This is a genomic window from Halomonas sp. R57-5 (genome assembly GCF_900070345.1).
GTDB lineage: Bacteria > Pseudomonadota > Gammaproteobacteria > Pseudomonadales > Halomonadaceae > Vreelandella > Vreelandella ventosae_B.
This window is the reverse complement of sequence record NZ_LN813019.1, coordinates 2,588,855-2,605,808: the sequence shown is the minus strand read 5'-3', so window position 1 is coordinate 2,605,808 and position 16,954 is coordinate 2,588,855. Positions and strand designations below refer to the sequence as shown.

Annotated in this window: 20 protein-coding genes and 1 pseudogene; 16 read left to right on the top strand and 5 right to left on the bottom strand. The window is 51.5% G+C overall.

Annotated elements, in window-relative coordinates; genetic code table 11:
- Positions 1-24: 24 nt before the first annotated feature.
- From HALO_RS23105 to radC, 4 genes are all read left to right on the top strand, one after another.
- The gene (locus tag HALO_RS23105; protein WP_157693170.1) at positions 25-195 is read left to right on the top strand and encodes a hypothetical protein; all 171 of its coding nucleotides are present in this window, start codon (positions 25-27) and stop codon (positions 193-195) included.
- Positions 196-217: 22 nt separating this feature from the next.
- Positions 218-973, top strand: coding sequence for an ERF family protein (locus tag HALO_RS11985; RefSeq protein WP_050713471.1), 756 nt, complete (start codon positions 218-220; stop codon positions 971-973).
- 33 nt (positions 974-1,006) lie between these two features.
- On the top strand, positions 1,007-1,618 hold the full coding sequence (locus tag HALO_RS11980) for a lambda exonuclease family protein (RefSeq protein ID WP_050713470.1): 612 nt from the start codon (positions 1,007-1,009) through the stop codon (positions 1,616-1,618).
- 84 nt (positions 1,619-1,702) lie between these two features.
- Positions 1,703-2,200 carry a RadC family protein gene (gene radC / locus HALO_RS11975; protein WP_050713469.1) on the top strand — a complete coding sequence of 166 codons (498 nt, stop codon included), beginning with the start codon at positions 1,703-1,705 and terminating at the stop codon, positions 2,198-2,200.
- Between the two features lie 182 nt (positions 2,201-2,382).
- On the opposite strand, the pseudogene HALO_RS11970 reads toward radC, so the two are convergent.
- The 3 genes and pseudogenes from HALO_RS11970 to HALO_RS11965 all read right to left on the bottom strand — a co-directional run.
- A pseudogene (locus HALO_RS11970) lies at positions 2,383-2,844 on the bottom strand (transposase); the annotation flags it as partial.
- Between the two features lie 129 nt (positions 2,845-2,973).
- The gene (locus HALO_RS23615) at positions 2,974-3,108 is read right to left on the bottom strand and encodes a hypothetical protein (RefSeq protein WP_008957443.1); all 135 of its coding nucleotides are present in this window, start codon (positions 3,106-3,108) and stop codon (positions 2,974-2,976) included.
- Positions 3,109-3,144: 36 nt separating this feature from the next.
- Positions 3,145-3,696: a hypothetical protein gene (locus HALO_RS11965; RefSeq protein WP_008957444.1), complete on the bottom strand. Its 552-nt coding sequence runs from the start codon at positions 3,694-3,696 to the stop codon at positions 3,145-3,147.
- Positions 3,697-4,058: 362 nt separating this feature from the next.
- Here HALO_RS11965 and HALO_RS11960 point away from each other — a divergent pair, with 362 nt between their 5' ends.
- Both HALO_RS11960 and HALO_RS11955 read left to right on the top strand, forming a co-directional pair.
- Complete coding sequence (locus tag HALO_RS11960) at positions 4,059-4,430, top strand: copper resistance CopC family protein (RefSeq protein WP_050713467.1); 372 nt, start codon at positions 4,059-4,061, stop codon at positions 4,428-4,430.
- 165 nt (positions 4,431-4,595) lie between these two features.
- Positions 4,596-5,339, top strand: coding sequence for a copper resistance D family protein (locus HALO_RS11955; RefSeq protein ID WP_223828031.1), 744 nt, complete (start codon positions 4,596-4,598; stop codon positions 5,337-5,339).
- 149 nt (positions 5,340-5,488) lie between these two features.
- On the opposite strand, the gene HALO_RS23350 is transcribed toward HALO_RS11955, so the two are convergent.
- Together HALO_RS23350 and HALO_RS11945 are read right to left on the bottom strand one after the other, a co-directional pair.
- On the bottom strand, positions 5,489-5,830 hold the full coding sequence (locus HALO_RS23350) for a hypothetical protein (protein WP_231658664.1): 342 nt from the start codon (positions 5,828-5,830) through the stop codon (positions 5,489-5,491).
- Positions 5,831-6,731: 901 nt separating this feature from the next.
- Entirely contained in the window at positions 6,732-7,982 is a 1,251-nt protein-coding gene (locus HALO_RS11945) for a hypothetical protein (RefSeq protein WP_050713465.1), read from the bottom strand.
- 560 nt (positions 7,983-8,542) lie between these two features.
- Here HALO_RS11945 and HALO_RS11940 point away from each other — a divergent pair.
- From HALO_RS11940 to HALO_RS11900, 10 genes are all read left to right on the top strand, one after another.
- Positions 8,543-9,043 (top strand): cupredoxin domain-containing protein, encoded by a 501-nt coding sequence (locus tag HALO_RS11940; RefSeq protein WP_050714168.1) that lies wholly within the window; start codon positions 8,543-8,545, stop codon positions 9,041-9,043.
- 14 nt (positions 9,044-9,057) lie between these two features.
- A complete protein-coding gene (locus tag HALO_RS11935) occupies positions 9,058-9,723 on the top strand; it encodes a response regulator transcription factor (RefSeq protein ID WP_009288249.1) in 666 nt (221 codons plus the stop codon).
- A complete protein-coding gene (locus tag HALO_RS11930; RefSeq protein ID WP_208458210.1) occupies positions 9,710-11,044 on the top strand; it encodes a sensor histidine kinase in 1,335 nt (444 codons plus the stop codon). Before HALO_RS11935 ends, HALO_RS11930 begins: the two co-directional genes overlap by 14 nt.
- Positions 11,045-11,112: 68 nt before the next feature.
- The gene (locus tag HALO_RS11925; protein ID WP_026001905.1) at positions 11,113-12,936 is read left to right on the top strand and encodes a copper resistance system multicopper oxidase; all 1,824 of its coding nucleotides are present in this window, start codon (positions 11,113-11,115) and stop codon (positions 12,934-12,936) included.
- 9 nt (positions 12,937-12,945) lie between these two features.
- Positions 12,946-13,716 carry a copper resistance protein B gene (locus HALO_RS11920; RefSeq protein WP_050713463.1) on the top strand — a complete coding sequence of 257 codons (771 nt, stop codon included), beginning with the start codon at positions 12,946-12,948 and terminating at the stop codon, positions 13,714-13,716.
- A 131-nt stretch (positions 13,717-13,847) separates the two neighbouring features.
- Positions 13,848-14,258 (top strand): hypothetical protein, encoded by a 411-nt coding sequence (locus HALO_RS11915; RefSeq protein WP_157693169.1) that lies wholly within the window; start codon positions 13,848-13,850, stop codon positions 14,256-14,258.
- Between the two features lie 166 nt (positions 14,259-14,424).
- Positions 14,425-14,550: a hypothetical protein gene (locus tag HALO_RS23610; RefSeq protein ID WP_269449295.1), complete on the top strand. Its 126-nt coding sequence runs from the start codon at positions 14,425-14,427 to the stop codon at positions 14,548-14,550.
- Between the two features lie 236 nt (positions 14,551-14,786).
- Positions 14,787-14,993: a DUF2933 domain-containing protein gene (locus tag HALO_RS11910; protein WP_035586996.1), complete on the top strand. Its 207-nt coding sequence runs from the start codon at positions 14,787-14,789 to the stop codon at positions 14,991-14,993.
- Between the two features lie 40 nt (positions 14,994-15,033).
- Positions 15,034-15,378, top strand: a complete 345-nt coding sequence (locus tag HALO_RS11905) for a hypothetical protein (protein WP_022522184.1) — start codon at positions 15,034-15,036, stop codon at positions 15,376-15,378.
- A gap of 220 nt (positions 15,379-15,598) precedes the next feature.
- Positions 15,599-16,936 carry an APC family permease gene (locus tag HALO_RS11900; protein WP_008958468.1) on the top strand — a complete coding sequence of 446 codons (1,338 nt, stop codon included), beginning with the start codon at positions 15,599-15,601 and terminating at the stop codon, positions 16,934-16,936.
- Positions 16,937-16,954: the final 18 nt, after the last annotated feature.

Sequence of the window (16,954 nt, the reverse complement as noted above, 5' to 3'; positions counted from 1 at the left end):
TTTGTTTTTTACGTGGAGCACATCATGGCCTCTCTTAGCCCCGATTTAGATATCGCTTTAACCCAGTTGACGGAACGACTACTCACCCAAGACCAAACCTTTGCCCAGACCTACGTCATGGCAAAGGGCCAGCTGTATCGCACCGAGCTACGCCTATGCCCCGTTCCTCCCAGTGAGCTTCCCGCCGATCTTTAACCCCTATTGAAGGAGCCTTGTCATGGCCACCAAAACTAATGTGGTAAATCACGAGTCATCTGCATCTTCTTTACAAGCCGTTCCTGCAGCACCCACCCCTCMCCTTGTGGAAAGCACCGCCATCATCCAGGTGATTGAGCGTGCGGCGCTCAACCCGGACGTCGATATCGACAAAATGGAGCGCTTGCTACAGATGCAGGAAAGGGTCATGGATCGCCAGGCCATGATGGCCTATAGCGCGGCTATGGCAGCCATGCAGACCGAACTCCCCAGCATTGAAGAGCGTGGACAAACCAATAACGGCTGCTACGCCACGCTGGAAGATATCGTCGATACCGTGCGCCCCATTATGCAAAAGCACGGCTTTGCAGTGAGCTTTCGTATTCAGACCCAGGAACGCGGTATTCAGATCACCGGTGTACTGATGCATAAGGATGGCCACCGTGAAGAAACCAGTATGCTGCTCCCCGCTGATATAAGCGGTAACAAAAACGCTGTACAGGCGTTTGGCTCGTCCACCAGCTACGGCAAGCGCTACGTACTCTGCGCACTACTTAATATCACCACCCGGGGGCAGGACGATAACGGCAAGACCAGTACCAAAGCGAGCATCAAGCTAGTGACACCCTTTCAGGCGGGACAGATCCAGCGGCTGATTAGCCAATGCCCTGCAACTACGCAGGAGTGGTTCAGCGGTAAGTATGGCTCCGCTGTACAGGTGCCCCAGGGTGACTTCGACAAGCTACGCGCCTCACTCTCTAAACGGGCGGTTAAGTAATCCACGTTCTACCCCTTATTACAGGAGACTTCCATGCAAGTGCTTACTATGGAACAAGGCACCCCAGAGTGGCTGGCGGCGCGGCTAGGTCGCGTCACCATGTCGGAGCTCAAGGTCTTGCTGGTGAAGGGTAAAGGCCCAGGTGGGTTGGGTGCCGGGGCGATTACCTATATGCACCAGTTGATCGGTGAACGGATAACCGGCGAACTGGCCGAGCCATTTCAAGGCAATGCCCATACCCGCCGTGGGCATACGATGGAAGGAGTTGCCCGTTCGCTTTACACGGATGCCACCGGCGAACCTAAACCAGAGGAAGTGGGCATTATCCTCAACCACGGTGTGGGCTACTCGCCTGACAGTCTGGTAGGTGCTAACGGTCTGCTGGAAATCAAAACAAAGCTACCTAAGTTCCAGATTGAGGTACTGCTCGGCGGCGAAATACCCGATGAGCACGTGCCCCAATGCCAGGGCGGGCTATGGGTCAGCGAACGGGAATGGATCGACTTTGTGAGCTATTGGCCAGGTATGCCGCTGTTTATCAAACGTGCCTACCGTGATGACATTATGATTCGCGCCATTGCTGAGCGGGTCGAGGTTTTCCATGAAGAAATGGAGCGGCGCATGAGTCAAGTGATGGCTGCGTGACGGAACCCTTMCCTCAATATTCAACACGCTATCTAATGACATAGATGCCGGGGCCACCACCCCGGCATTTTTTTGGAGACAATCATGACACATGCCAAACTTAAAGCCGGGGAAGTGACAGGCACCTACCTAGTCACTTCTCCCGTCACCGAAACCGACATCATCACCATGGCCAAGCGCTTCGCAAGACGCAAACTCGCCAAAGGCCGTAAGATCACGCAGCCCTCCCAGGCGTTTGAGCACCTGCAGTTACTGCTTCAAGATTACGAGCACGAGGTGTTTAGCGTGCTGTTCCTCGATAGTCAGCACCGCGTTATCCGTTTTGAAGAGCTATTCCGTGGAACCATCGACGCGGCCAGCGTCTACCCACGTGAAGTACTAAAAGCCGCCCTTACCTACAACGCTGCGGCCGTTATCCTCGTTCACAACCACCCAAGCGGAGATCCCGAACCCAGTGAGGCTGATAGGCGTATTACTGATCGCCTAAAGGAAGCCTTGGGACTGATGGATATACGTGTGATTGATCACGTGGTCGTGGGAAGTGATGGGTGTAAGTCGTTTGCGGAAATGGGGTATTTGTAGGTGAATGTTGGGATAAAATGGAGCTGCCCAGCGAGGCAGCTCCAGTAATTAGGCCAGCTTTATTTTTTTGGGTAAAGGCAGAAAACGGCCAGAAGCGGTCTTTTAGATATTTCGCATATACGCCTAACCTGGATTTCTCACAGGGTATAAAAGAAAGCGGCTGAAAGTGCTATGATTTCAAGAACCCGGTGTGGAATTTTGCCCAATCCCGCATGCTTGGCCAATCGGCGCTGATAGCGCCGCTGGTGTGGTAGGCGGAGTCGCTTCCATAATTCGCCGCCGTGTTTCTTGTCGTCCCAGATTAACGCGTAGATCCACTGATGGCTTACGCAAACGCCGTTGGCATTCGCCATGAAGCCACTAATTTGCTGGGGGCTCCATTCGTCCATCAGTTGATCAGTGACCCATCGAATTAGGCTGGGCAGTCGCTTCGTCACTTTCCAGGCGCTGCGTCGACGCTGATCACTTCTCAATTGAGCCTGCTCAGGCGCATAGCCAGCAGTAAGCCCATTGCGCTTTATCTCCCGGCTAATGGTGCTGCTGTGAACCCCAATAGCCTTGGCTATCTGTCGCTGGCTGATGCCAGTCTCAAGGTAAGCGAAAATTTGGTATCGTTGGGCCTGGGTCAGTTGTCGGTATCCCATTCTCTGCTTCACTTTGGTCGGTAAAGTCGAGAGGGTACCGGCGCTGGCCCTCCTTCCTCTACTGTGTGATCCAAAGTGCTGCGGTTATTCTATGAATCCAGACTCATATGTTGCATTATTTTCAACTCCTTAGCGTGAACGACTGAAGAGGTACTTGGCCAGCGAAGCGATCGCCAAGCCAATTAATAACAGCATGGCCAGGGGCATCAACCAGCCTAGCCACCCCATTGACCCCATAAAAGCAAAACATTCCGCGTTCATCATGCCATCACTCCTAAAAAAAGAGGCAATCGCCAAGGCTTATTGCGGGCCATGGTGGCTGGGCATGCTTCCTCTCATCTGTTCACGCTGCTCATCGGTCAGTAAGTCCTGCATCTGATTATGCATGCGCACGTTATCAGCCATCATATCGCCATGAAGGTTGGCCATTTGAGCATGCAGCGCCTTTATTTCCTCTGGTTCAGGGCGTTCAGTCTGCATGGTTTGCATCATGTCGTCGCGCAGGTTCATCAATTCGCCCATCCGCTCAAGCTGGGCCGCGCGGTGTTCTTGGCGCATCTCACGCATGGTACTCATCTGCTGCTCGTCGAGCATACCGCCAATGCCGGACATACTCCCCATGCCTTCCATCATTGGACAAGGCATCATCCCGCTTTGCCCTCCCATCATCATTCCTGGGTACATGCCTTCTTGACTGCCCATCATCATGCCCGAACCCATACCGACTTGGCCGTCCATCATATTGCCCTGACCTTGGGCGCCTTGGCTCATACCTTGAGCGAAGATGGCGCTGCTGGGGACACTGAGGCTTGCAGCCAGACCAATGGCAAAGATCATCTTGTGCTTAACCATGATATTTCCTCTTATCATGTTGCTGGTCGAGACATCGCCTTATCCATTAAAAATGGAAGAAGGCGGAGTTAGCTTTCGTTATAAGCCTACAACCTATAGGTGGCCCAAAGGTAAAGGAGAAACCGATCCCAATACCTAAGTGTTGTCACAGATCATTTTTTCCGCCATTTTCAGCCCTGTTTCAGGTAGGTTGGCACGTTATAACACCGACTCATTTCCATGAAGAAAAGCACGACGCCATGCGCCTTGTTCGCCAAACAGGGCAGATGAACGATGTAAGAAGGCTCAGCCGAATCAGTTTTAGCGCCTCCGCGATGAAGTAACGGCATCCATTCAACCCTAAAAATATATAAGGATACGGTATGCAAAAGAAGACGAGTTCGCTCCCTATCATTCACGCTACCTTAGCAACGCTGTTGCTGTCGCTAGCAATCCCAGTGCTGGCCCATGAAGGGGGCGCAAGCACTTCGCCTAAGGATGGCGTCACCATTCAGGATTCCCCAGCAGAGATTGGCATCGAGTTTGGTGGCATGATGCGCATCACCCAGTTTGAAGTGACAGGCCCAAACGGCCCCGTTCCTCTTGATGGTCAGCCAGGCAGTGAACAGGTCGAACGCTACGTCGTGAAGCCCGGTGAAATTCTTTCGGCTGGGGACTACCAGGTGCACTGGCGCGGCCTATTGGATGACGGACACATGATGTCCGACGGTTTTAACTTCTCGGTCGAGCCCTGACCCGTGGCTTGGTGGTTCTCCGAAAATAGCCTCGATGTCTGGACCGTCGCGATGATTCTCGTGGCGGCCGGGATTTACCTTAGCGCCCTAGTCGCGACGGGGGCCGTGTTGTTTCGTCTAGCGTTTCCCCGGCTCCCTGATCACGACCGGAGGCGCGTCGCCCGCATGGGTGTCCTTTCTGCCTGGGCGGGGGTCATCCTGATTCTGTTCCAGTGGTCTTTAGAAGCTGGTTACCTTGGAGGCGGCAATATAGCGGCTGCAACCAACCCAATGTTGCTCGGGATCGTGTTCGATGGCGCGTCCGGGGGTCGACTAATACTGGTGGTAGCTGGTTTGCTGCTGGTCCAGGCGATTCAGCTTAATAACTTAGCGTTCTCGAAAACAGCCAACAGCTTGAGCCTAGTAGGCGTTTTATTGGTGATGCTGGCATTCGTGCAGGTGGGGCATACAGTAAACACCCCACGCCTCGTTCTGGCTGTCTTGCTGATCGTTCACCTGATGGCGGCAGCATTCTGGGTAGCCTCGCTGTGGCCGCTGTTCCACTTAGTGGGGCAACATTACAACCACGGCAATACCGCCCGCATTCTGACCCGTTTCGGGCAACTCGCCATGGGCGGAGTTGGCGTGTTGGTACTGGCGGGCGTCACTTTGGCCACGCTGCTAACAGGCGGTCTCACACCCCTGCTCACCACGGCATATGGACAGTTCTTGATCGGCAAAGTATTGATTGTCGCGGTGCTGCTGTTATTTGCTGCCGCGAACAAGTGGCGGCTTGTACCTGCCTTTGAGAGCGGCGATGCAACAGCCCCACGACGTTTGCAGCGCAGTATTGCGCTGGAGGTGGTGCTGGTCGTGGTTATCCTGCTGATCACGGCGGTGCTGACAAGGGTGACATCACCGAATGGGTGACCGTCAGGACAACCACCTTAGGTAGTTAAGAACCTAGCTTAATAGCTATAAGCAACGCTATCCGGAAGGCAAGGCCGATGCCATCCGCGCGCGACAAGAGATGCACACCCGCCACGTGGCCGTGGTGGTTCGTGGCATCTTGATGTGGTTCAGAAATTGTAGCCCAGACCAATCGTATAAGCCCAGATACCGTCCTCCTGAAACGCATCGGTGGCATCGTCGGTATCGCTGAACAGGAACTGATACTCAGCGCGAGCGAGGAAATAGGCCTTGGGCAGAACATAGTATTTCATACCCGTTTCCCGTCCCGCGAAGGCGCTGTCTTTGACGCCGTCTCCATAGATACCACCGAGGCTAGCACCGACGAAGGGCCGCGCACGACCATCAAGGAACTGATGGGTTAGGTAACCACGGGTTGAGCCGTTCCAGAAACCATCTGTGACGCCCGCCTTCGCCTTCGACATCGGCGTAATTGACGCTTTGCCGAACACCGGCAACCATGTTATCCCTCAGATACCAACCAAGATCAACAGTCTCACGCCGAAGTTTCCGCTATTAAAATTCCGATCGTTACTGCCAGTTCCAGAGATCGAAAACTCACGGACACCCCCTTGTGGGCCGTACTCTGAGTTTTGGGCGGATGCTGCCCTAGGCAGAACAGCGAGAAGACAAAAAGCCATTGCTGCAGTGTTGACTCTATTCATGAGGAGACCCTTCCTGACATTATTAGGATTGTATTTCCATAATGCACTATTCGTTATCTAGCGCGGATAGTAACGCGACCGATACCTTGGCGATCAAACGACACGGACCCGCACCATCATGTTCAGGGTCTGACATCACACGATCTGTGCGTTAGCACACACGTATATGATGGAATCTGAAAAACTGGCTACCGGATTGAGGATATGTGCTTCACCACAGCCGATCGACTCACCATCGGCATTATGCTCGGCTACATCGTATCCGGACTGATCATTCTTAGGCATCAGTTCCCGGCTGCCTTGCTAGCAACGGTTCTTTACTGATCATTTATTAGTTCTGGTCGACCGGTCGATTCCACCGCCTCGACTGGGTCAGCGACGCGACATGGTTTCTATATGAAGGCCATCGCTCGGCTAGGTGGCTATCTATATCGCTCCAGAGATACCCCTTTAAGGGCAGCCTTCATTGACGAGGTTTCATCCGCGTAGCTGATAATATTGTAAGTTTCCAGGCTTTAAATCCAAATGCAGGAAAAACTTGCGCGCAATTGAAAGGTTGCTGGGAGCAATTTCCGAATAACTAATCGCGGGCCGAAGTGAGGCGATCGCCTTGCAAGATGAGTTCCACGCCCTATCACGATAATCGCATAAGTTGTGGGACAAACTCTTTAGATCATATTTTTGATAACTAATCTTTCATGAGAAGCACAGGTGCGAATCCCCCACCTGGCGTACGGAAATTGGTCGTCTGTCCTCGATAAAGTCTCGCTGCGGCCATTAACAGTGTGCCGCGATAGGTATACAGTCTAACGTCGACCTTGAGATTTTTACGCTGTCCATCGACCAGAACGAGGCGTTCGGAGGGAGGCACATGGGCCTGGGCAATATAGTCGCTTTCCAAGATTTGGCTGAATGTTTTTTTGGTGAGTTTACTTCCCCGGTACACTCCCTTACTTCCGTGGCCTGCGACAGGTTTGAAGAACCACTGCCGTCGCTGTTGCCAAAGGGTATCAGCATTATCAGCGCTGACCTGTAAGGTACGGGGAATACAAGAGCGAAGTAATTCGGCATTTTGAGCGCTCAACCCCCAAGCCATAAGCGTCGCGGGATCTGATAACACAGCCAAGTTGCGTTTGTCCGCGAACAATGCGTGTGCATGGGGATTTGGGGTTATGACTGCGCCTCCGTCCAACCAGGCAGAGTGTAAGGCGGAGTTTCCGGGTGCTTCGAGCCCAAAATCCACTAAGCGATTGTAAACCATATCTACTCGCTTACCGCCGCTGTATAGCATGCCTGACTCATACCGAAGGTCGCCAGGCGAGAGGATGAGAGCATCAATGCCATGACGCCGTAATAACTGCTGGGCAAGTTTGAATTCAGGATAGAGGTATTGCCCCATAGGCTGATCATCAACGATAGCTATCCTCTCCAGACGTCCATTGCCACGCTGGGCACGCCATTCGCTCTCGAACTGGGCTATCACTTTAGCCTCGAAGTCGGCAGACCCGGCCGCACTTTTAGCATCACCACAACACTGCAGTTGGGGCCGTACCAGGATCGCGTTAAGAAATGCACCTCCGGCATTGGTATTGATTTCGATGAGGCGAGGCCCGTCCTCGCCGAGATGGAAATCATAGCCCATGAAGACACCTACTGGGCCGGGGTTTAACTGTGCACTTTGCGGGGCCCAAGACAGTACTTGCCGCTGATAGTCGGGAAGAGCGGCGGCGTTTTCTATGGCCTGAACAGTGGCCCTCATCTGCTCCAGAACCTGAGATGGGACAAAGACAGCGACATTCGAGAAAAGTTGATGCCAGGTCGAACGGATAAAGGCCTCATCGGCATCGTCGCCCAACTGGTCGATAAGACTTTGGGTGGCTGCTCGTCGGTCTAGAGTGATACAGGTGCAGTGCTGGTTCAGCCTTTCTGCTTCTGTCATCCCTGGGGAGCCACTGGTCTTTTGCAAGAGCTGTCCTCTGGTTTTTTCACGCTGATCTAGATCAAACTGGCCAGCATCGGCTGGTCATTGAGTTCATGAGGGCGATATTTAACGAGCTACACCTTCTGCTGATAGATCAACGTCGATGATGAGCGCTCATGGTGCTTGTACGCTCGCATTAACATCTTGTGGCAAAACTTTCAGGAAATGTAGACACAAGGGTTAATATAGATGAAGTGGAAAGCCGACGTCCGGTCATAGCGATAAAAGTAACTAGCGCTACCATCATCATCAACAAGGGGCAACTATTTTCTGCCGACAATGATGCGCAGTGATGACCAAGAGCATCCCTGCTGCCGACATCGGCAACTGAACAAATTTCACTATTAAGCGGAAGATGCTGTATTGAATTAAAAAAGGTCCCGAAATAAGGCCTTGCGCTTGCAAGTTTTCGTGATAGCTACTTATCCGGCAAGTCATATTTTTACTGTAGGTTCAGGCTCGTTTCAGGTTAACACCGTATAAAGAACGGGTGACAATAACCTCTGAGGTAAATGACCATGCGCTACACTCTTTTAACAACGTCTTTGTTTGCCCTTTCATTAAGTCTGATCACGGGCGCGGCGCTGGCTGCACCCGGCCACGGCGGTGGTGGCAATAACCTAACCGAGGCTGACGTTGACCGCACGATCACTCTTGATGCTGGCGATATGTGGTTCGACCCTGAAACGCTAGAAATGGCGGCGGGTGAAATTGTTAAATTTGAAATCACCAACACCGGCAATTTAGAACATGAGTTTGTGATTGGTAGCAAAGAAGCCCAAGAAGAACATCGTCAAATGATGCTAAACATGGCCAACAGCGGAGGCCACGATATGTCGAATATGTCACACGGCGGCGGTCACGATATGGCCAGCATGGACATGGCAGGTGTCACCATTGCGCCTGGTGAAACCGGGACTTTATTATGGAGTGTCCCTGACAATGTTAACGAGCTAGAGTATGCCTGTAACATTCCTGGTCATTATGAATCCGGCATGTACGGTAATTTTTCTCTCTAATCTGACGCAGACCCATGAAACTGTTGCTACTCGAAGATGATGATTTGTTAGCAGAAAGCTTGGCAGAGAGTCTCAAGGACAACGGTTACCTGGTTGATTTGGCCGCTTCATTGAAAGCGGCCAAGTCGCTGATGGCAACCGAGGATTATGAGCTGGCTATTTTAGATGTCGGTTTGCCCGATGGGTCGGGGTTAGATCTTCTCGCTCATTGGCGCAAGCAGAAGCGCAGTACGCCTATTTTGATTTTGACGGCGCGCGATACCTGGGAAGATAAAGTTATCGGACTTGAAACCGGAGCCGATGACTATCTCACCAAGCCTTTCCACGAAGCCGAACTTATGGCTCGCCTGAAGGCCTTGTTGCGTAGGCAGTCTGGCCAGTTATCTCATGTGATTACGCTTAACGGTGTCTCGTTGGATGAGGCGGGTCAACGCGTGTGCTTAGAAGGAGAAACGTGGCGTTCGCTAACAGCAACGGAGTTTCGATTACTGCGCTACTTAATGCTTCATCCAGACCGTATTCACTCGAAAGATCAGCTACTAGAGCAGCTCTACGCCTTGGATCAGGACGCTGCCGCMCCTAACTTGGTGGAAGTCTACATCGCTCGTCTGCGCCGTTATCTCGGTAAATCAGTCATTCAAACGCGACGTGGTCAGGGGTATTTCTTTGCTTCACATTGATAGACGCAGTTTACGCATTCGGCTACTCGCATGGTTAGGCGGCGTCGCGCTACTGGTGGTGGTCACCACGTGGCTATTGCACGGGATCTTTTTACAGAGCCTGGCAAGGGATTTTTTAGGTGAACGCTTACAACGTGAAGCAAACCACGCGGTCGCGCAGCTAGAGCAAGACCAAACGGCTGTACCGACTGCGCTCGACTCGGTTAGCCAAGGCTATCAAGTCTTTCATCATCTCTACGTACTCCGTTTCAATGGCTCGGTCAGCGCTTCTGACCCGCAATGGCAGCAACAGCTGGCTCCGTTGCTAGATGAGAGCGGCGATGCCCTAATAGATGTGAATCGCGGAACACAGCACATGCTCGTCTATCGCCGCCATTTTGAGTGGCAGGGCACGCAGGGTGTGCTATTGGTGGGCGAGGATTTTTCCCAAGTAGAATCAGGGCTTGCAACTTTACACTGGTGGGTCGGTGGGATCGCCGCCGTGCTTTTAGGGATGCTCATCATACTCAACATGCTAGCGGTTAACCGTGGACTCATACCACTCTGGCAACTGCGCCAACAACTTGAAGCATTGCGATCAGGCAAACGTGATCGCTTGTCATTAGTAGCCCCTTCGGAGCTAGATGAATTAGTCGACCAGTTGAACTGGTTCATGGACGACATTGATCTTCGTCTGAAGCGCTCGCGAGAATCGGTCGCCAACCTATCACACGCATTAAAAACACCGCTGGCAGCCGTTACTCAAGTACTGCGTGGCAACCGGCCTATTGATGACAACCGGCGCCATAAACTACTCAGCCGTATTGAAGACATTAACGCCCAGTTGGATGCGGAGCTGCGTCGTTCACGTATTGCAGGCCCTAATGCGGGACGAATGGCCAACGTTACTCGTGATAGCTTACGGCTGATTGAGATGTTCCGTAGCCTCTATCCTGAGCGTATGTTCGACCTGACTCACTCAGCACGTGAGGAAGAACAAGTTCCCATTGAATCTCACGATTTTTCAGAAATATTAGGCATCGTGCTTGATAACGCAGGAAAATGGTCGAGCAGGCGCGTTCTTTGCGATATTGCAGTCACTGTAACTGCACTTACGCTAACTATTGATGATGATGGTCAGGGCGTTGCAGAAGAGGAACTTTCACGCCTGGGAGAGCGTGGTACACGACTGGATGAGCGCCGTCCTGGCTACGGCTTAGGCCTTTCGATTCTTGCACAGTTAATCGTCCGCTACTCAGGTCACTCTCAGTTTGAACGAAGCCCACTGGGTGGTTTACGAGTGACGATTGCTTTGCCCTTGACGGCTGAAGTGGTCAATTAATCATCATTCAGCTTTGTTTCAGCTTCTTCCATCAAGATGGTGCTATTCACCATTGATGGGAGTTACACATGGCACGCTCAAGTATCATTTCTCACCCTCTTTCTCGTCGGCAAGTGTTAAAAGGAGGCGCTGCCTTAGGCTTAGGTTCTGCTGCGGCAATGGGGTTAACTCCCGCCTGGGCAAACCCCTGGGGCCGTACCAACGTCTATGCTCAGGGCGTTGAAGAAGGGCCCGAGGTATCGCTGGCGATCCGCCGTGAATCGTTGCCTATTGACGGACAAGAAGCCCAACCAATTACCATTAACGGTACCAGTCCTGGCCCGCTGATTCGTTTGAAAGAAGGTCAAGACGCAGTACTGCGTGTCACCAACCTGCTGGACGAGCCCACCTCCATCCACTGGCATGGTCTCATTCTACCGCCGGAAATGGATGGTGTGCCTGGCGTTAGCTTTGCAGGTATCGCCCCTGGTGAAACCTTTACCTACCGTTTTCCCGTCCGTCAGAACGGTACCTACTGGTACCACAGTCATTCCGGTATGCAGGAGCAGCTTGGCCATGCAGGGCCATTGATTATCGACGCTGCCGAGCGTGAGCCTATCCGTTACGACCGTGAGCATGTGTTACTGCTCACCGACTGGACTTTTGAAGACCCGATGTCGGTGTTCCGTAATCTGAAAACCATGGAAGGCTATTACAACTTCCAAGAGCGCACGATTGCTGACTTCTTTGCCGATGTTCGTAACAACGGTTTTGCTCAGACCGCTGAAATGCGCGGCATGTGGGCTCAAATGCGCATGAGTTCGCGGGATATCGCCGATGTCACCGGTAGTACTTATACTTATCTTCTCAACGGCTATTCTCCTCAAGAAAACTGGAATGCCTTGTTCAAAGCTGGTGAGCGGATACGACTACGCGTGATTAACGGCTCAGCCATGTCTTTTTTCGATGTTCGTATACCTGGCCTGAAGATGACCGTGGTGGCCGCTGATGGACAACCGGTGCAACCCGTTCCTGTTGATGAGTTCCGTATTGGCGTGGCTGAAACCTACGATGTGCTGGTTTCACCTGAAGACGACCGGGCATACACCATCTTCGCCGAAGCCATGGATCGGAGCGGCTATGCACGCGCCACGCTAGCTCCACGTGAAGGCATGCAGGCGGAGATTCCTGAACGCCGTCAAATTGCAGACCGCGGTATGGAAGCCATGGGTGCCCACGGTATGGGCGGTATGGATCACTCCAACATGGCGGGGATGGATCACTCTGGCATGTCCAACATGTCGGGGATGGATCATTCCAGCATGGCTGGGATGGATCACTCCGGTATGTCCAACATGCAAGGCATGGATCACTCTACTATGGGGGGGATGGCAGCCGAGCAGGCCAAAATAGGCGCAAATGGTTTGCTTCTCGCCGGTGAAGCTCAGCCGGGCTCTCGCTATAACCAGGCGGGAATCGGCATTGATCCTGACGAACGACGCGTATTGGTTTACCGGGATCTCAAAGCGTTCACACCATGGCCTGATCGCCGTGAGCCAGGCCGTGAGCTTGAGCTGCACCTGACCGGCAATATGGAGCGTTATATGTGGTCGTTCGACGGTAAGAAGTTTAGCGAAGTGACCGGCCCTATTCATTTTGAGAAAGATGAGCGGCTGCGCCTAATTCTGATTAACGACACCATGATGGAGCATCCTATTCACCTCCACGGTATGTGGATGGAGCTAGAAAACGGCCAAGGGGAATTGATACCACGCAAACACACCCTAAATGTGAAGCCCGGTGAGCGCGTATCTGCGTTGATCACCGCAGATGCAGAGGGCAGTTGGGCGTTCCACTGCCACCTTCTCTATCACATGGATGCTGGCATGTTCCGCGTTGTTCAAGTTTCTTAAGGAGGCAGTATGAAAATTAAGCGCTACTTAACCCTCGCCAGCGCCGCCCTTGGCATGGCCGCCGCCACGACCGCTCAAGCCGAAGATGGCTATGCGGCACCAGACAGTTGGCCAGCGCCCACTGAGGAACATAATATGGGTATGGCACTGTTTGATCGGCTCGAATATAGCGTGCCTGATAAAGGCCCAGAAGCCGTGGTATGGGACTTTCAAGGCTGGTACGGCGGCGATATCAACCGCATTTACCTAAAGTCAGAAGGCGAAAATGTCCAGGGCGACGGCGAAGATGCTGAGTTTGAGTCTTTGGAACTACTCTATAGTCGTTTAGTGGCTGATTTTTGGGAGTTACAGGGGGGGATCGGTTATCAAGGCGGTGTTTTCTCCGATGATCACGCTGAACGCACCTATGGGGTTGTCGGCCTGCAAGGCGTAATGCCCTACGGCATTGAAACCGACGTGGCATTACAAGTGAGTGAAGATGGCGACGTAGCCGCCAGTTTTGAAGGCGAATACGATCTGCGCCTGACTCAGCGGCTCTACCTACAGCCGCGCACCGAAATTGCCGTGGCCGCCAGTGAAGTTGAAGAATTTGGCGTGGGCGAAGGCCTTAACTCGGTTCGTGCTGGCCTACGGCTAGGCTACGAAGTGACCCGACGCTTCGCCCCCTACATCGGTGCCTATTGGGAGAAAGAATACGGCGACACTGCAGATCTCTCCCGAGCCAGTGGCGACAACACTGAAGATACTGGAGTTGTTGCCGGTGTTAAACTAATGTTCTAACGACTCTGACAGTGTGTAACTTTTAACGTCACCAAATGGTGGCGTTTTTTATTATTTTTATTTTTATATTCAGCTTCATTTCAAAAACCCCAGCTAATATAACCATGTAACCAACCACTGGAGTAGTTATCATGAAAGTTAAATCAATTGTTTTTAGTGCAGTAGTAGCAAGTATCCTCTCTACACCTGTATTAGCGAGCTTAGGCAATACAACACAGAATCTTCCCTTACTAGAAAGAGGCGTATCTTCTACACAGATGCTTGCCCAGGGGCAACCTAAGCGTTTCAATATTAACATTGAACAAGCGACTACACTGAAAGTAGTGAGTGAGCACTTTCCAGGATTTACCAGCACTGGCAACCGCATTTCAGCTGTTCTTTATAATGAGGCGGGACAGCAGGTAGCAGAAGCTTCCAGCCCACGGGGGCGCTTCGAACTTGTTCGTCAGCTGCAACCGGGTAATTATCAGCTTGAGGTAACAGGAAGATCAAGGGGAGGCAGTGATGATAACAGTTATTATGAACTACATGTCGCCTATTGATATCCTTTAGTCTTGACATGAATTAAGAAGGTCAGCCATGAGCTGACCTTTTTTATGAAAAACTAGTATCTCGGCAAACAAATTCAGCTTTAATTCAGGAATTTTCGCTAACTTTATAGTGCCGCAATCGGCGTAAAAACAAGACAATTCATAAAGAGGTGTCATCATGTGGAATAACAAGAAGATTCCCTTGGTCAGCATGACGGTTATGGCCTTGGCAATCGGCTCGACGTATGTTTCTGCCCTGGAAACCCAAGTGGGAGAGACCACCGTGGGGCTTTATACCCATTAAGCTTTGTATCGCTCACCGAAAACCTAATGATGATGGGAATGAGGCTATGGATACCGCTTGGGTAATTATCGCCTACTTTTTGCGAGGCGCTTGATCAGGATCATATTTCCCTCCGATGCTGTTCAGGTTGCGTTCAGACAAATCATCCATGCTGTTATTGGGGTTATTTATTTGATTTTTCCCAAACCAACGGCCTTAACTGCTGTTGGCTCTTTGGGCGAGTTACTGAGGTGATTATGAGTAACAGTACAAGTAGTCGTTTGCTGATGTTGTGGGTGCCACTTGCTGGGTTTGTCATTTGGGCGGGATACCTGATTGGAACCGAGCACCGTCTCCACCTATTTCAGTTCTTACCTTTCCTCTTTTTGGCAGCATGCCCACTGATGCATATTTTCATGCATAAACACCACGGCGGTCATAAGGACAAAATAGACAAGGACTGAACCACTCTATATATACATGTACGCGCCTGGGAGAAAGACCATGAAAACGACACAACAAGAGCACCGCTTGGGTGTTTCCAAAAACACACTGGTGACTCGGAATTTAAAAATCAAGCCTAGTAAATCCAAACGCATTGAAGAAGCGCTGTCAGATATCGACCGACTCTATGGAATGGATAAGGTGGTCTACAACGAGAAAAACCGAAATATCAGCCTTGCTTACGATGCGCTGAGGCTCTGCATCGATGACGTTGAAAAAATTCTCAAGCTCCATGACATACAGGTCAGCGCTGATCGGTGGAACCGCTTTAAGAAGGAGTATTACCGTTTCGTCGATCAGAACGTTAAAGACAACGCTAAACAGGAACCTTGGAGCTGTCATTAATAGTCATAACGGCTACATGACACAACCAGGAGCAAGACTAGCTAGTTTAGGGKAAGAGCTGCTTGCCTGTGGCCTCGCAAAATCAGACATTCCGTTAGTCATTTGCCATGTGGCTGCACATAGGTTCTATTTTTAATTTATATAGCATCAAAAAACACCGCACAGGAGTCCTCGGCAGTTATTGCTGCTGTGGTTGCCGTTAATACAAGGAGTCGCTTTCATGGTTGGGCAGGATAGAACGCCACAATATAAAGAAAACAGTCTTTCGTTGGTCGGTGCCGTTGCATTAGGCACCGGCGTGATGATTGGGGCCGGTATTTTTGCGCTAACCGGCCAAATGGCCGAAATGACTGGTCGGCTATTTCCTCTAGCCTTTCTGGCCGCTGCCGTCATTGTCTCTTTCAGCGCTTATTCTTACGTTAAAATGTCCAATACCTTCCCATCAGCAGGTGGGATTGGCATGTATTTACAGAAAGCGTATGGCCCGACGCTTCCCACCGCCTTTCATGCCCTCCTGATGTATTTTTCCATGGTGATCGCACAGAGTTTTTTGGCGAGAACGTTTGGTTCCTACACGCTTGAGTTGTTTGACCTGGGGGATCGTTCACTATTTGTGCCCCTACTCGGGGTTGGTTTACTGCTAATAGCCTTTTTGATCAATTTATCCGCCAACCGCTTGATCGAGACCGTCGCCTCGGTGCTCGGATTTATCAAAATAGGTGGCATTATAGTGTTTGGTATTGTCGGCGTGTTTATTGCCGACTCCATCGAAATGGGTGCTGGCAACGATGCACCTACGCCTACGATAACGGGCTTTTTAGGTGCTACGGCGCTCGGCATACTGGCATTTAAAGGCTTCACGACGATTACCAATAGTGGTTCGGAGCTTAAAGATCCTAAGCGGAATCTTGGCAAAGCTATCACGATCTCGATTGCGCTATGCGTGGTGATCTATGCCCTTGTCGGTTTTGCCGTTGCCAGCAACCTATCTTTGCCTGAAATTATCGAAACCCAAGACTACTCCCTGGCCGCCGCTGCCCGTCCCGCACTGGGTGAAGCGGCAGTTGCGTTTACCGTCATTCTCGCCATGTTGGCAACGGCGGGCGGTATCATCGCCAGCGTCTTTGCCGTTTCACGCATGCTCGCCATGCTGACAGAAATGAAGCTGGTTCCTCACCGCCATTTCCACATGCCCGGCAGTGTACAAAAGCATACACTGGTGTACACCATCGTATTTGGCTTAGTGCTCACCGCTTTTTTTGACCTGAGCCGCATCGCAGCATTAGGCATCATTTTCTACCTGATCATGGATATGGCCATCCACTGGGGTGTGCTTCGTCATCTCAAGGACAGAGTGGGGGCTAATCCTGTTATTCCTAGCATTGCCATACTACTAGATGCTGTCGTGTTAATCGGCTTTTTATGGGTAAAAGCCATCTCGGACCCCATGGTGCTCATCGTTGCTGGCGTAGTAATGGCTACTCTTTTACTCGGCGAATGGATTTTCCTATCCAAACGCGACGCTTCAAACGATAGCGAGCACTCTCACACTCATTAACGTTAATAGCGTTATAGG